This is a genomic window from Kocuria dechangensis (genome assembly GCF_014636775.1).
In the GTDB taxonomy this organism is placed as follows: Bacteria; Actinomycetota; Actinomycetes; order Actinomycetales; family Micrococcaceae; genus Kocuria; species Kocuria dechangensis.
Genome location: NZ_BMEQ01000026.1, coordinates 1 through 15,887, shown reverse-complemented (window position 1 = coordinate 15,887; position 15,887 = coordinate 1). Strand labels below are relative to the sequence as shown.

General features: G+C 63.5%; 7 protein-coding genes. 4 read left to right on the top strand and 3 right to left on the bottom strand.

Annotated features, from left to right (window positions below):
• Positions 1-124: 124 nt before the first annotated feature.
• From IEW07_RS16975 to drmB, 3 genes are read left to right on the top strand one after another with little or no spacing between them, the layout of a single operon-like run.
• Positions 125-1,954, top strand: a complete 1,830-nt coding sequence (locus tag IEW07_RS16975; protein WP_188539413.1) for a UvrD-helicase domain-containing protein — start codon at positions 125-127, stop codon at positions 1,952-1,954.
• Positions 1,955-1,991: 37 nt separating this feature from the next.
• Positions 1,992-5,225 carry a helicase-related protein gene (locus IEW07_RS16970; RefSeq protein ID WP_229741931.1) on the top strand — a complete coding sequence of 1,078 codons (3,234 nt, stop codon included), beginning with the start codon at positions 1,992-1,994 and terminating at the stop codon, positions 5,223-5,225.
• Positions 5,212-6,942: an MrfA Zn-binding domain-containing protein gene (drmB, locus tag IEW07_RS16965; RefSeq protein ID WP_188539411.1), complete on the top strand. Its 1,731-nt coding sequence runs from the start codon at positions 5,212-5,214 to the stop codon at positions 6,940-6,942. Before IEW07_RS16970 ends, drmB begins: the two co-directional genes overlap by 14 nt.
• A gap of 1,467 nt (positions 6,943-8,409) precedes the next feature.
• Here drmB and IEW07_RS16960 read toward each other — a convergent pair.
• The 3 genes from IEW07_RS16960 to IEW07_RS16950 form a co-directional block, all read right to left on the bottom strand.
• Complete coding sequence (locus IEW07_RS16960; RefSeq protein WP_229741930.1) at positions 8,410-9,531, bottom strand: DNA cytosine methyltransferase; 1,122 nt, start codon at positions 9,529-9,531, stop codon at positions 8,410-8,412.
• Between the two features lie 92 nt (positions 9,532-9,623).
• A complete protein-coding gene (locus IEW07_RS16955; RefSeq protein ID WP_188539410.1) occupies positions 9,624-10,664 on the bottom strand; it encodes a DNA cytosine methyltransferase in 1,041 nt (346 codons plus the stop codon).
• Positions 10,665-10,703: 39 nt separating this feature from the next.
• Positions 10,704-15,377 (bottom strand): DEAD/DEAH box helicase, encoded by a 4,674-nt coding sequence (locus tag IEW07_RS16950; protein WP_188539409.1) that lies wholly within the window; start codon positions 15,375-15,377, stop codon positions 10,704-10,706.
• A 326-nt stretch (positions 15,378-15,703) separates the two neighbouring features.
• Between IEW07_RS16950 and IEW07_RS16945 the strand changes: the two genes are divergently transcribed.
• Positions 15,704-15,887: transposase (locus IEW07_RS16945; protein WP_371870242.1), on the top strand; the 184-nt coding region annotated here is incomplete at its 3' end.

Here is a 15,887-nt window from a genome sequence, read left to right as displayed (position 1 = left end):
CGTCACGTCCGAAAGAGTTCCCGTGTCCCAGCACCGAGCCTCGCTCGATATCCCGTGGTTCCTGGTCGCGGTGCCAACCCGGCTCCTCACGATCAACGCCAGGGGTGGTCGGTAAGCCATGGCAATGATCCAGCAGAATCCTTCGTCGAGGAACACCGTCGAACTGGACGCAAGTCAGCGTGCAGCCGTCGACATCGAGCCCGATGAACGACAGATCGTGATCGCCGGACCAGGCTCCGGCAAGACAGAGGTGGTCTCGGCTCTCGTCGAACATCTTGTCGTCGAGAAGGATGTCGATCCGATGGACGGCGTGCTGGTCATCAGTTTCTCCAACGCAGCCGTGCACACCGTCGACGCCCGATTGCGCGATCGCGGTATCCCCCCGGTGACCGTGCAGACGATGGATTCCCTTGCCGGCGAGATCCTGGCTGCAGCAGACGACGCGGATCTCACAGGACTCACCTTCGATATGCGCATCGACCGTGCCGTGCGTCTGCTGCGTGAGGACGACGACGCCACCGAACGGTTCGCCGACGTCGAGCATCTGGTCGTGGACGAGGTACAAGATGTCGTGGGCATCCGCGCGGACTTCTTGTTGGCGATCATCGACTCGCTGCCCGAGGACGCCGGTGTGAGCCTCCTGGGCGACCCGGCGCAGGGCATCTACGACTTCCAGCTGCGCTCCCACGGCAAAGGGGGGAAACCCTTCTCCACGACGACGTCGCAGGAGCTGCTCCACCGCGTCTGCCGGTCCGCAGGTGTCACGACAAAGCATCTGACGGGGCAGTACCGAGCCACCAGCGATGATGCACGCGAGGCCGCAGCACTGCGCACGGCCGTCCTCGACGAGGCCCAGCTCGGCGATTTCGAAGACTTCGAGGCCGGTGTCATCACCATGGGTTCCATCGGACATGTCATGGAACTCGCCTCCCGTTGGGACGGCACCACGGCCTTCCTCACCCAGACCAACGGGCAGGCAATGCTCGTGGCGCAGGAGATCTCCCATGCCGGCTTTCCGGTCGAGGTGCGGCGTACAGCCCGGCAACGGGTACTCGCCAGCTGGATCGCCCGCCTGCTGGCGGATGCGCCCACCAGAACCGTGACCCAAACCGAAATCGAGGCGTTCATCACCAAGAAGGCGCTCGCTCTCGACCCCATGGTCACCTGGCGCGTGCTCCGAAGCACCGCCGGAAGCAAGGGCAGCGAGGTCGACATCCCGCAACTCGCCAAGCGTCTGCGCGCCCCCCGTGCTCTGCCCCCGGACCTCCTGGACCAACCGTCCTCCCCCTTCGTCGTCTCCACCATCCATCGAGCCAAGGGACTGGAGTTCGACAACGTCGTCCTGGTCGACTTCCCGGACAAGCCATGGCTGAAGAACGACGTGAACCTCTCGGAAAGCGCCCGTACCCGTTTCGTGGCCTTGACCCGGGCACGGTGCCAGATCTTGCGGGCGGAGGGCCCGGACGACCGGCGGTTGCACCAGTTCTCGAGACCTTCCCTCCATGCCAAGCGCTGGTACCGCGGTGGGCCGAAGAAGTGTCACACGTTCGGGTACGAGATCCGGGTCGATGACGTCTGCCGAGAAGAGCCCTGCGGGGCAGATCCGCAGCTTGCCCAGGAGCACCTTGCAGCCCGGGTGGAACCGGGCGACTCCCTTCGCCTCGTGCTCGACCCGCACCGGTCGACGCCCTCCCGCCCCATCTACGACGTGATCCACGACGATGTTGTCGTCGCCCGCACCTCCGTGGCCTTCGGGGAGGACCTCGCCGCACGGGTCGGCGCACGCGACAAGACGACGACGCCGTGGCCCCGCATGGACGGCGCCCGCGTGGAGAGCGTCGCGACCGTGGCCGGGGACCCCCAACAAGGACCTGTCGGACGTCACGGGCTGTGGCTCGCGCCGGTCATTACCGGCATCCTCGCACTCGACTGGAGCAAAGACGATGAAGCCTGATTCCCGACTTCGACCCTGGTACAAGGCACGGGACCACATGGTCGACGCCGTCCTCGCCGACCTCTACGGCTCGGCCGACGATGCGCTCCTGCAGGAGGAACCGCTCGAGCGGTACATCATCGGCATCCTCCACCCCCGTGCCGCCAACGGCACTCAGGAGCCGGTCGAGGTCGCCGATGAAACACCCGACGACGAGGCCGGTACGGCAGTCGACGCGGACTACGACCCGGGCGTCTCCTTCGCCAACCTGCGCTACCCCTCAACCCTCGGGCTCACCTTCGGCTTGACGGAAGCGACCAGACAAATCACGGTCGAGGTCGAGGCCGATCGCTATACGCCGGCAACCGGCACCGATGACCATGACGGAGCCCCTGAAGGCGCAGAGGTTGCCAGCCGCGGACACGGCAAACGCATCCGTCAGTGGCAGCGTGTGCCGTTTGGTCCCCACACACGAACGGTCGATCTCGCAGCCGGTGTATCCAACACCCTTGATCTCATCGACGGGCTGGAACTGCGCGTCGTCGTGCGCCCCGCTCGCGATGGCATCGTGAACGTGACGCTTGTTCTGGTGAACACGTTCCCCAAGCCGGAGAAAGGCCGGTCGGACATGTGGTGCTGGTTCCGGCCCGTGATCCGGGTGCGCGCCGTCGAGGGAGAGCTCGCAGACCGTCGGCCGAAGCACCTGCTCACCCACATGGACAACGACGAGCGCAGCGGTGAGCTGCTCTACCGTGACCAGCGGCACCTGGCCGTCGGGCACGGTGTGGCCGTCACCTGGGACGAGGGTCCGAAGGTCACGCAGGTGGAGACGACGTTCTTCCCACGCCACGACCTGCAGCTCGCCCAGGCAGAGCGCGATGACGTGACCGAACTGGGTATGAAGACACTTGCCGAACCGGGCGTGTGGGAGCCGCTCGACCGGCTCGTCGACACCTATGAGGCGTGGATCCAGGACCAGGAGGACAGGCTCCCCGTGCTCTTCCCGGATCCTTCGGAGTCGGCGGAGCAACACACCGCGACGGCAGCGCGGCACATCGACGAGGCTCGCGAAGCCGTGGACCGTATGCGGCGCGGCATCGATCTCCTCACCAAAGACGAGGACGCCGATCGGGCCTTCCGCGTCATGAACACCGTGATGCAGCAGCAGCGCGTGCGGCAGGAGATGATCCGCAGCGGGGCGACGACCCCGCCCGACCTCGAGGGTGAGTGGCGTCCCTTCCAGATCGCATTCATCCTGCTCAACCTCGAAGGCCTCGTCGAACCGACCAGCCAGGACCGCGATCTCGCCGACCTGCTCTGGTTCCCGACCGGTGGTGGCAAGACCGAGGCGTACCTGGGACTGATCGCGTTCACATTGGTACACCGTCGACTGCGCGGTGCCGGTGAGGACGGGACAGGCGCCGGCGTCGGTGTCCTCATGCGCTACACGCTGCGGCTGCTCACCCTCCAGCAGTTCGAGCGCGCCGCGGGGCTGATCTGTGCGCTGGAGGATTGGCGGCGCGAAGCGCACGACATGGCCGGCAAGGAGCCTTTCTCCATCGGCTTGTGGGTTGGCCAGGGAGCCACCCCCAACAATGTGAAAGACGCGGCCACGGCGCTGAAAAAGCGTCTTAACGATGAGGATCCCGGCGGTGACGGCGACCCGGTGCAGCTGCTGCATTGCCCGTGGTGCGGCACCGACCTCGGCCCCAGGGACTACCGTGCCGACGTGCGCATGGACGAGGTGACGGTCCGGTGCTCGAACGTGGACTGCGCGTTCCACACCGGGCTTCCCGTCCACCTCGTGGATTCCGACGTCTACCGCGTGCGGCCGTCTCTGATCATCGGGACCGTCGACAAGTTCGCGATGCTGGCCTGGCAGTCCAAGAGCGGTCGACTCTTCGGCTCCGGGGAGGACGCGCCACCGGACCTCATCGTGCAGGACGAACTCCATCTGATCAGCGGCCCGCTGGGCACGCTCGTCGGTCTCTACGAGACGGCGATCGACCACCTCGCCACGGACAGCACATCGGGTGCCCGTCCGAAAGTGGTGGCCTCGACGGCGACCATCCGCCGTGCGGCCGAGCAGGTGCACGCCGTGTTCGCCCGGGACGCCCGGCAGTTCCCGCCACCGGGGATCGACGCCGCCGACTCCTTCTTCGCCGTCGACGCTGTGCCCGAAACGAAGGGCACTCGCCGCTATGTCGGTCTGATGGCCCCGAGCACCAGTCATGCGACGCTGCTGGTGCGCACCTACGCCGCGCTGCTGCAGGGCGCGAAAGATCTCGAGGCAAAGCCGGAGGTACGGGATGCCTATTGGACGCTTCTGGGGTACTTCAACAGCCTTCGGGTCCTGGGCGCGGCCTACATCCAATCGATCGATGACGTCCGTGACCGCATCAAGGTCGTCGCCCAGCGCCTTGGATCCGAGGCGCGTGAGACCCGTGACCCGCGCGAGATGACGTCGCGCAAGAAGTCGAGCGAAATTCCCCTCGAGCTGAAAGCTCTCCAGACGGCCCACCCCAACCCGAACAGCCCAGACATCGTGCTCGCGACGAACATGATCTCCGTAGGTGTCGACGTGGACCGTCTGGGGCTCATGGCTGTCATGGGCCAACCCCAGGCCACCTCGGAGTACATCCAGGCCACCAGCCGTGTCGGACGTCGGTACCCGGGTCTGGTGTTCACGCTCTACAACGCTTCACGGTCGCGCGATCTCTCCCACTACGAGGCGTTCACCTCCTACCACCGCGCTCTCTACAAGCAGGTCGAAGCGACCGGAGTGACACCGTTCGCCCCCCGCGCCCTCGACCGTGGCCTGCACGGACTCCTGGTGATCCTCGCGCGCCACACCATCACCGGGTCCGCCGAGGACAAGTCCGTCGCGGTCCCGATCGAGTCCGACGAACTGCAGCGTGTGGTCGAGGTGATCGTCGCCCGCGCGGAAAAGGTCGAATCAAGCGCTGGCGAGGAGGCTCGTAAAGCGCTCGGCGAGGAGGTGCGCAAGGCGCTCGACGAACTCATCGAGGCCTGGCGCAACGCGGTCGACAACCAAGCGATCGTTCAATATCCCCGGTGGGATCGGAAAAAGAATGACGCCCGCGGCCTGATCAGCCCGGCCGGTGCCACCGGCATGGACGACACAACGGGCGAGGCGCTGGCGGAGATCTTCCCGCCGCTCGACCCACCGTGGCCGACCCTGATGAGTCTGCGCAACGTCGACCGCGAGAGCACACTTCAGATCATTTCCCCGAAGAAGACGAAGGCGGTGGCCGGCGATGGCAACCAGTGATCTGCCCCGAGCCCGACAGAGTCAGCTCGTCACCACCTACGGCGTCGGGTCCCTGTTCCCCTCCGGCGAGCAGAGCTACATGATCTGCGGAATCGACGAATGGGAGGAGAAGTGGTGCGCTCCCGTCGAGGAACCGCGGCTGGCACGGTCGCTGGGTGTGCACACATTCCGGGCGCCGTCGACCGGTCGGCGGAGGGGCGATGTGCCGGTCGTCCGGTTTCCCACCTACCACTACTGCCCGAAATGCCGACGCCTCGACCGGTTCTGGAAGTTCGACGCCAAGAAGATGCAGTGCACGGACTGCCTCCGCGACCTGACCCCGTCACGTTTCGTCGCCTGCTGCGAGAACGGGCACATCGAGGACTTCCCGTACTTCCAATGGGTGCACCGGGGAACGGGCACCGGCATGGGCGAGGAGCACCGCCTCACGCTGGAGTCACGCGGGGCCTCATCATCGCTGGCGGACATCGTCGTCAAATGCTCGTGCGGTGTGAAACCGTACTCCCTCGACGGAGCCTTCTCCCGCCACGCGCTGGTCGAAATCAAGCGATGCGGCGGCAAACGCCCGTGGCTGCCCCAATCACCTGACCAGGAGTGTGAGAAGCCGCTCCGCGCTCTACAGCGTGGATCCTCGAACGTGTGGTTCAGCGCTGTCCGCTCGAGCATCTCGATCCCTCCCTGGTCGAGTCCCAACGCGCAGTTCGTGACCAAACATTGGACGGTTCTCGAACACATTCCCGAAACGGCCCTTAGTGGCGCCCTCATCGGGATGACCGCCTCGTCCCCTCACATGGGTCTGTCGGTCGACGGGATCATCGACGTCATCCGTCAACGCCGAGGACTGCAGGCCACAGCCCAACCCACCGACCAGGACCTGCGCCAGGAAGAATACCGTGCCCTGATCGACGGCAACCAAGGAGAGCCACTCGACACCTTCCAATGTGTTGAGGTCGACGTCGCACCGTCGGTCGAGTTCCTCGTGCAGCAGATCTCCAAGGCTACGCGACTGCGTGAAGTCCGCGCCCTGCACGGGTTCTCACGGGTGAGTCCGATGGCCACCGACACCATCAACCCGCAACTGGCGAAGCTGAACGATGCGCACCGGAACTGGCTGCCCGGGACCGAGGTCCTCGGCGAGGGCATCTTCGTCCGGCTCCGTGAAGACGTGGTGTCCGAGTGGGAGAAGAGCGCGCTGGCAGATGAGCGTCATGGGATGCTCACCGAGTCACTGGTACGCAGGGCAACCGAGTCAGGCGCTCCGCTGGTGGAGGCTCCAACGCCGCGCTTCGTCGCCATCCACTCCCTCGCGCATGCACTTCTGCAGGAACTGAGCCTTGATGCCGGCTACCCGATCGGCTCGATGCGAGAGCGCATCTACGCCGAGCCGGGCCAGGCGGGAATCCTCATCTATACCGCATCGTCGGATGCCGCAGGCAGCCTCGGAGGACTTGCCCGTCTCGCCGAGGAGGACCGATTCGGGAAAATTCTCCTCGCATCGATTTCTCGCTCGGGGTGGTGCTCGAACGATCCTGTGTGCTGCGAGTCCGGTCCCTCCGGTACCGACGGACTGAACCTCGCCGCCTGCCACGCATGCCTGCTTCTGCCGGAGACCAGCTGCGAACACCGCAACATCTACTTGGATCGCGTGGCAGTCATCGGCAGGATCGACGACGTGGAGGGCGACCTGAAAGGTGGATTGGCGACGACAGAGCGGTGAAGGCCATCAGCATGCGTCCGGGGTGATCAACGACCGGACGGAGGGCGATGGATCAGATGCCACGCCTTGGATGCGCCTGCGCGCACAGCGTATGACGCATACGGCGACAAACGCCTTCCGTGTGCCTCGACTCCATAGCTTCCGCGGGAGCTGTGGTGAGAAGAACGCTGCCGGGAAGACACCACGATGCCAGCGCAAAGACGGTGGGCCACTATTCCCTGATTCCCGGGGGAATCTCTGCCGCGTGCAGCAGGTCATCCTTTTTGATAGTGCTTTGAGCAAAAGGGTGATCACACCCACAGGGGCCCCGCACGACACCGTTCCGCCGGATGAAAGACAGCCAGTCTTACCGACTGACCGAACTTACGACATAGTTTGGAAAAGTTGAAAAGACGTTGGACGGTATTTCGGCTGATGTAGTGCGTCCACTCGAAGGAATGTGCCTGTTTCCGGAGCCTCTGGGCCGATGGTGACCGGCACGTTGGAGCGCTTCGGGTCTCAGCGCGGTAATACCCCGAATTCCTGGCGGGCCCCGACGAGGTGGAAAAGAAAAAGCAGGCCTTGTCGACTCGACATCGACAGGAGCGAGTTAGGGATCGCCCCACACCGCCCGGTCCACACGTCGGTGTCTGGGAGACGTCAGGAACAATAGGGCCCCTACCCGCTTCCGCGGCCACGAGGATCACCAAAGGGTGGGCAGGGACCGTGGGTAAAGGCGTGGATATTGCATGGGACCTCGCCACACGAGCGCTCGTGGCTGAAGTGGCCGGTCCAACATCCCAATGCGCGTAACGTTGCAGTGTCTCCCAGGGCGGTGGGAGTGGAACGGTGGAGTGCTGGCGGGAGGGCGGAATCTGCCGCCGCCATTCCTCAGCACAGCAGTACCTCCTGCGGCTGATCCAGCAGTACGCCGCAGATCTTCATACGGTCACCTCGCCAGTGCAACAGAGCCAACCTTTCCACACCGCCCGACAGAGACCGATCCGGACGGAATCGTCGCACCGGGTGATCACGTCTCGGCTCTTGGCAGGGGCGTCCTCTACCATCGCGCGAATTCCTCAAAACAGCCGGCTGCGGCCATTGTGATGCGCCAGGGTTCTCGGTCACGACGCCAACGACGGATCAACTTCGATGCTCCACATGCCAGGGAACACCGCGAACCTCGCCGTGGCCGTTCCGCGCAGATCATGCCTCGGCTGCTCTCCCTGGCTTGAGGGTCGTCGAAAAACTGTTAATCCGTAACCATGCTCTGCCGAAGGGTTCGGTCTATGTGCTGTCCCAGCAGTCAATGTGGCCGGAGAGCCCCTGTCTTTACAGGCGAAGGACCGCGGTCTGACGTGAACCTGATGTGGCGGCCACCAGCAGGACCGCAGGATCGGGTCAAATGCTGTGGTAGTAGATGTTTCCGGCCATCGACAAGGCGTCATCGTGAAAACGCGCTGCAGGTCACCAGCGTAGCTGCGACCATCATGAGATTGTGGCGAGTTCCTTTTGTTGTTCAGGGTTGATCTTGTTGGAGGGGCTGTTGTCGCAGGTCCGTCGAAGGCATGGCGCCAAGGGGGCACTATCCTTCGTGACGGACCATCTCCCGCCGACGGCTTCATCCAATAGCGTTTCGTCGAGTTCGCCCCCGAGGGCTGATGCGAGAACATGGGCCGCTAAACGTGGGGGAATGGCGTTGCCGATCTGCTGCGCCACATCCTTACCTGACCAGGGATATTCGAGAGGGAACGTCTGCAGCAATCCTGCCTCGGGCAGGCTGAATCGATCGAATTCGGGTTTTGTTTTTGAAGTCAGACGCAGGCGGTTGCGGGAAATTTTCCCCGTCACAGTCGCGGCAGGTTCGTTGCTCTGTCGCTTCCCTCGGAGCTTCGGGTTGCCTCCCGTGCCATAGTTCGAGATGACCTCGAAGGGCTCCCGATCGGTGAGAGTCTCTGCCATGGACTTCCACGGCAGGAGAGACGGGTCCCCCGTGCTTTGTTCAACGCCTTTTCGGTATCGACGATGTGTCGGCCGGGGTAGTTCCACCTGTCGATGTTTGTGAGCGAGCAGGATAGCTCGTCGACGAGTTTGTGGTACACCGAACTCTTCGGCGTGAAGGATGCCGGTCGCAGTGTTGTACCCGATGGTTTGGAGAACGTCAGCTACAGCGTTCCAGACAGGCAGAACTGCCGGTACCTGTTCCAGGACGATGGTTGAGTAGGGGTGTCCGCCTCGATGGGCTTCAAGAGCCCAGCGAAGGGGCTCCAGCACCAACCCGGTCCGATCATCCTCCAGGGAAGTGAGGTCGGTGCTGACGTCGTCACCGTCGGCCATCCGCTCGACGAACTGCAACACCTGGTCCAATGCCCGTCGGCCGCTGCCGGTGCCGGCTACCGTATAGGTCTGGCAAGGAGGACCGCCTGCCAGGATCGACGCGGTGTGGAAATGGGCCGGTGACCAATTGCGTACGTCACCCTGTTCGGTCCTCAGACGGGCCTCCAGGCGAGTAGCGCAGGCGTTCGCGTCCCACTCGATGCCTATCACCGGGATCCCCAACCAGTGGGCGGCGACGTCGAGGCCGCCTGGACCGGCGAACAGATCAACCATGCGAACTGGCTGTGGTGGGGAGGCTGAGGATTGCGCGAGGGTCATAATGTTTGATGCTATCTGCAGTTCGGGGGGCATGCGTTCGGGCGTATTCAGGTAGAAGCCAAGGCAGTGACGATGGCTTCTCCCACAGCCTGAGCCAGAGGAGGCGGCGAAGCATTGGCCACTTGGCGGTAACGAGCGGTCTTGCGGCCGGCCACGAGCCACTCGGCAGGGAAACCCTGAAGACGCGCCACTTGGGCAGTGGTCAAGGCCATCATGCCTGAACGTCCCAGGGACGGGTCCCAGGAGAAATCCGGACCTGGTACCTCATCGGCGACCGTGCCGCCGTCCACTCCGATCCGTGCCCACGCCCTCTTGGACCCGGTGGGTCCCAGATCGGCTCCCCCGCGTTCCCAGGAGCCCCCGACCACGGTGGGTGCGACCTTGTCCGCCAGGCGGGCCCACTCGGCGGCGTGGGCCCAGCCGCGCGATGCCATGGAGGCCAACAAGGCCTCGCCGGTCGTGGGCGGTGACTGGCGCGAGGGCGATGGCACCTGGAAGCCATCGATGAGGTCGCCCTGGAGCGCGACGAGAAACCCGTGTTTACGGTCCTGGGGCACCTGGAAGTCGACGGCGTTCAGAACGAACCACTTGTAGCGGTAGCCCAATTGCGCCAATTTGTCGTGTATCTGTTCGCGGATGCCCCCATACGCGCCGGCGACCGCCAGTTCCGCGACGTTGTCAATCAGCAAGGCGCGCGGCCGTAGGCTCTGGGCGAGCTTGACGGTGGCCATGAGAAGTTCCAGCTCGTGGCTGCTGCCCCGAGAACGGTTCGAGGCAGCGGAGGCTTGCACACGGGGCAATCCGGCGGAGAGCAGATCGATATCCTCCAGCCCGTGATGATCTCGGGGGTCGAAGTCGAGAAGATCCAAACAACGGACATTCCACGAGGGCCTATTGAGACGCAGTGTCTCACACGGCTGTTCTCGGATATCGATAAGAAGTGCCGGGTCGAACCCGGCTTGTTCGAGGCCAAGGGCTAGTCCGCCTGCGCCGGCACAGACGTCGATCGACCTGAATCGCTGTCCTCCCAGAGCGGCGGTTGAGTGCCCACTCGTGGTCTCAGGCAGAAGCTCGGGAAAAATGCTCATGCCTATGCCGGCGGCCGGCTCGGCTCTGTCGAGAGCTCTTCAAACATCGGCGTAGCCGGAGTCCCACAGGTACTCGAAGTGACCGAAAGCAAGACCGGTTCCGAACTGCTCCACGTTGTCTCGTACGTTGACGATAGTGGTCCACTCGCTGCCCCCGTTTTTTGGACCCCGCAGGCCGCGCCCAATCATCTGCAGGTATCGGTTGGGAGAGAACGTCGGGCGTCCCACATACACGGTGTCGACCCCCGGCGCATCGAAGCCCTCCGACAGGACGTTGTAGTTCGTCAGAACGCGGATCTCCCCTCTTCTGAAGTCCTCAATTGCTGCACGGCGGGCGGCGCCAGAGGTCTCTCCCGAGATGGAGGCCGACTTCAGGCCCATGTAGGTCAAGGTGGCGGCCAAAGCGTGCGCGTGGTCGACCGAGGCCGCGAAGACAATAGAAGATCTGTCGGGTCCGCGCTGGAGGATGTCCTCGATGAGGACCCTGTTGCGCTCTTCATTGGCCGCCACGGCCTTCAGGTCCAGTTGCAGTTCCTTCATCGCCACGGGCTCATCCAATGGTGACTGGTCCCGGGGTGCGGGGAGGGGCCGTAATTCCATCCCATCGATCACTTCGTGGTGAACCCGGGACAATACACCCAGTTCCTGCAGGTACTGGTGAGCGGTCTTCGAGGTGAACTGCGACGGCTGGATCAGGTTGCCTCCGAACCGATTGACCAATTGCTTGGTTTTCTCCTCATTGGTGCCCTTAAAAGGCGTGGCGGACATGCCCAGGAGTGGCTTCGAACGCTGACGCGGATTCCGACCGAAAGCCTCCAAAATCCTTGTATAAGAAGGCCCGGTGGTGCCGTGCGCCTCATCGAAAACCAGCACATCGGCCTTGAAAAGCCAATCATAATCTTTGCTCTTCGACGGTGAATCCGCGATGCGAACCGTGGTGTCGGGGGTGCCCACCACTAGATGCAGCTTCACATCTTCGGGTTCAGTGGCATCCGCCATGCCGCCCCAGAACCGGCTGATCGCCATGCGCTGGCCGGTCGCGCCGACGGCCTGCCAGACGTACTTCCACGAATCTATGGCCTGCTCGCACAACTCGATGGACTGAGCCACCCAGACGATGACGAAATTGCCTTCGGTTGCGCTCACGTGCCCGACGAGAGACTCGGTCATGGCCCGGGTCTTGCCGGCACCGGTAGGCAGCATCAGCAAACCACGCCAGTGTTCGGTCTTTCCCTGTAGGAGCGACCGAATCTGCCGGCCGACGTCCTCCTGGTAATCGTGTAACGGTTTGAGCACCACCGGACCGAGAACTTCTTCCCGCGGCAGCGCGGGAGGGGATTTGTGTGTCGACCCGGGTTCAAGCAGGTTCTTCAGGAACCCCCAAACCTCCGAGCCCGGTGGAATCAAATCCGGGTCCCTGGCCGTGAGGCCTGCGAAGTGTTTCTTGATTTCTTTGAGCAGGTCGACACCGTGGATCGACCTGGCCACGTCGAACAACTCGCCCGGCGACAAGGGATCCTTCCTCGTGCTTTCGACCATTGTCAGGACGGCAGGCGAAACGAGGCTCTCCAGAGCGCTCCTCCCCAGAAGGTCCGCCAGGAGTTCGTCCAAGGGCTTGTTGTTAATCCCTTCTTCCTGCTCGAATTGAGCGTGCTTCAGCTTGATCTCGTTCACTGTCAGCCGGAGCCCGTTTGCCTTGATCAGTGCGGCAAGAAGCCGGTCCACGTTTCGCCGGCCTCGGACATAGAGCACCTTGTCCTGCAGGAGTTCCTTCTTGTCGGTCCGCACCTGGACGTCGTCGAAGTCGTTGGACTCCACGACGGCGAGCTCGTCGCACCACTGCACGAGGAGTCGTGACGTCCCTTTGACGATTTTGGGCAGGTGAGGCAGCTCCTCAGTGATGGGTTCCCGGGGCGCTGCTGGGGTGAAATCCACCGATGCGCTGAAGGAGATCTGGCACAGGGCCAGCCCCCAGTTCTCCGACAGTGCAGCCGCCTTCTCGGTGGAGTCCACCAAGACACCGTGGGGGTTGGTCGGTGCGTGTCGCCGATGCTCGTATGTACGCGGTGAGCTGGTCACCCAGCAACTGGCGCGGTCCACGGGAGATCTGCGCCCCTGGTGTTCCACGGCTATCTCGGAAGGAGCAGGCACCCCCAGCTGCGCAGCTCTGGCATAGAGATCGTGGAGCAGCTCAACAGGAAGAGCACGGGCTGCGGAATCGAAGACCTGCGTCCAATTGATACGTTCGACGGTCGTGGGCAGTGTGAGGAGCTTGTGTGCGCGCTGGTCGGTCGGCGAAGGGAGCATTTCGGCGGGAAAACCGTCCACCGGAGCGACCGAGTACGCGGTCGGGGTCAGCCCGTACGGGGTCTTCAGCGCACCGTACTGGCAGATCCACCACCTGTCCGGCTGGTCGACATCATCGACGGTCGCGACGTAGTTGCCGCCAATGCTGGGAGATGTGGGGTAGTGCGGGCGTCCCAGGAGCTCCTCGGTGACCCGAGCGCGGATGGGCAGACTTGCATCCTTCAAGCGCTCAAGGCCCGGAGTCAGGTTGACCTGGCCGAAGGAGATATGGTGCCTGCCGACCGGAACGCCCTCCTCTCGCAGTTCTGCTATCAGTCTTTGGGCGACGGCATCGGCCCAGGTGGCATAGGTGGGGTGCTTGGTGCTACCGGTGCGAATTTCCGACGGCAGATGCTGGTTGACGTCCAGGCGTCGGATGACGTCCATGTCGTGACGGTGGAACTGTTCGTCCACCAGCATCTCGGCGTCGTGGACGTGGCCGGTAGGGAATATCCCGCCCCGAGCCCACACTCGGTCGATTTCTCGCCACTGCCCGTCCGAGCAGCGCACCAGAATGGAGTCCCGGGGCAGGGTGTCGGTGAACATAGCGGCTACATGCCCTCGTTCGCGCACGTTGCGGGAAATACGCCAGGCGGACTCCATCGCTGCGGCGTCGTCGGCGGCCCTGGCCGCGATGAGGAGCTGACGCTTCAGTTGACCCGCGGCGTCCATGTTGTTGAATCCCAGCTCCATCAGTAGCCGACGGGACCGTCCGTGGGCTACGAAGTCAGGATGGATGACCGCTGTGTTCCCCTTCTCCTGGGCAGCAGTCCCTAGTGGCAACGACATTTCTGTGACGATGGGCCGACGGAGCTGGCCTGAAGCGTCCAGAATGATGCGACTTTGGCGCATCGCGACAAGGCGATCCGGATAGCTTTTTTGGATCTTCACCGCGAGTCCAAGGACTGCTTCGAGGGTATTAAGGTTTTCGGGATCGGCGAGCGTTTCGAGCCAGACCTGCACGTTCTTCCGTGCGAGGTTCCGGATGCCGAGGAGACGGGTCAGGGTGGCGTTGCGGTCCTTGTGGTCGATGCAGCTCTGGTGGATCCAGTTCGTAGTGCCCTGTGTGGTTGCGAGGGTGTACCACTCCTCTACGAGGGGTTGGTCTTCCCCGTGCGCGGCGACCTCGGGCACGTGGAGATCGTCGAGCAGCTGAGCCCGGCCTGCCATGTCGGGGAGGGACCGACTCACGGCTACGGCGTCCATCACTGCTTGGTTGAGTGTCTCGTCGGCCCAGCTGTGGGTTTCCCGTCCGCGGGCGGGCAGCATGTCCAGGACACTACCCGGGTCGCTCGGATCCAGGAGCGAGGGCAGTGCGCCCGCCACTACGCGGGGCAGGGTGCGGGTCAGAATTTCCTTGTTGTACAGGCCGGCCAGGACGTTGTGCCGATCCTCGTTCATCTTGAACGGGGCGTTGACGATTCCCGTCAGGGAGGTTTCCGAGGTTGTCGGGAAAAAGGTCCAGAGCTGGCCGCGGCGATTTCGTCGCTTACGGGGTACGGCCCAGGAGACCGTCATGTCGTTGCGTGCCGACAGGTGGCCGGCCTCGATCTTCGCGGACTCCGACGGTTCGTGACGCAGCGAGAACACCTGCCACTCCGTCGTCTCTCCGTTGCAGGCCAGGTTGACGATGCCACTTTTTGCGTCGCGGGTCGCCGTCCACGCGAGCCGATCACCGGATCGACGATCCGAAAGAATCAACGTGCCGATCTTCTCGGAGAAGAGCAGGAACTCGCCAGGAAAAGCCTCCATTTCCGACCACAGCCATGCGGCATGGGGCAGGAGCGGAAGCCTGACGATCGTGCTCGCCCAGCCCATGAGTTCGTCGAGTACAGGGTCCGTCTCGGCGGCACCGATCGGATCGACAGGAACTGCTGCGCGGAGGGTGGGCAAACTCTCCGCACGTACGCCGTCCTCCGCGAGACGCTGTCGCAGGTGGTCCTGGTCCCAACGGAATGAGACCGAGCGGCTGAAAATCTCAGGAGTCTCGGTCACCGCCAGTACGGACTTGAACCCCAAACCGAACCGGCCGATCTCATTGCCCGTTTTTTCGGAGGAGTGGGACATGAGGAGTGAGGCGACGCCGTTTGTCTGGAATGGCATACCCTCATTCGCGCAATACAGGTAGGAGTCCGTGAGAACGACCTCAATGCGACCCTCCGGGTCGTCGAGGGCATCCGCCGCGTTCTGGATCAGCTCATTGATCTGTTTCTTGTTGTAGCCGCCTTCGACCACGGTTTGTTCAATGTTCGACTGTTCCCGGAGTAGGCGTGGCTGCGCCTTGAACGCTGCGATGTTCTTGGCGGTCTCCGCCCTGACGAACTCGGCAAGGGAACTGTCGTCGCTGGTCCAGTCAGAGGGGTTCACGTATACCTCACAAGTCGACATCGGCGCGGACACGAAGCAGGATGCATCTGCATCAATCATTCCATGAAAGGTGGACGCGCCAAGGGCAAGTCGTACCGGGACGTAGCCGCAAACGGATCGCATGCAGGCGAGGATCGAACGGCCGCACGCACGGGGCCAAGGCGTTCCTCGGACAGCCCGCCCGGGCCTACGCGCATCCGCGGTTGCACCTGGTGTTGCACGAGTGCTCCACTCACAAGACGTCCCAGGTTGAAGCCCGGTTGGCTAAGAGATGGTTTCAATAGTTATGGCTGAGGCGTTGAGCGAGGTCGGCCTGACTGGTGATCATGGCTGCCATGGCGAGTCAGACAGCGTCCGGGCGACTGCTCAGCGACCAGTTATGGGAGTTGCTGGAACCGTTGATACCACCACCCCCGCCGGCCAATAACGGGCGAACGGGGCGGCCACGGGTCGATGACCGAGCCATCCTGGAGGGCATCCTGTTCGTGGCCGAGCACGGCATCGCCTGGA

What these genes read in the sequence shown, in the direction of transcription:
- IEW07_RS16975 (WP_188539413.1), top strand. Translation starts at nt 125, where the DNA reads ATGATCCAGCAGAATCCTTCGTCGAGGAACACCGTCGAACTGGACGCA.
- IEW07_RS16970 (WP_229741931.1), top strand. Translation starts at nt 1,992, where the DNA reads ATGGTCGACGCCGTCCTCGCCGACCTCTACGGCTCGGCCGACGATGCG.
- drmB (WP_188539411.1), top strand. Translation starts at nt 5,212, where the DNA reads ATGGCAACCAGTGATCTGCCCCGAGCCCGACAGAGTCAGCTCGTCACC.
- IEW07_RS16960 (WP_229741930.1), bottom strand. Translation starts at nt 9,531, where the DNA reads ATGGTTGATCTGTTCGCCGGTCCAGGCGGCCTCGACGTCGCCGCCCAC.
- IEW07_RS16955 (WP_188539410.1), bottom strand. Translation starts at nt 10,664, where the DNA reads ATGAGCATTTTTCCCGAGCTTCTGCCTGAGACCACGAGTGGGCACTCA.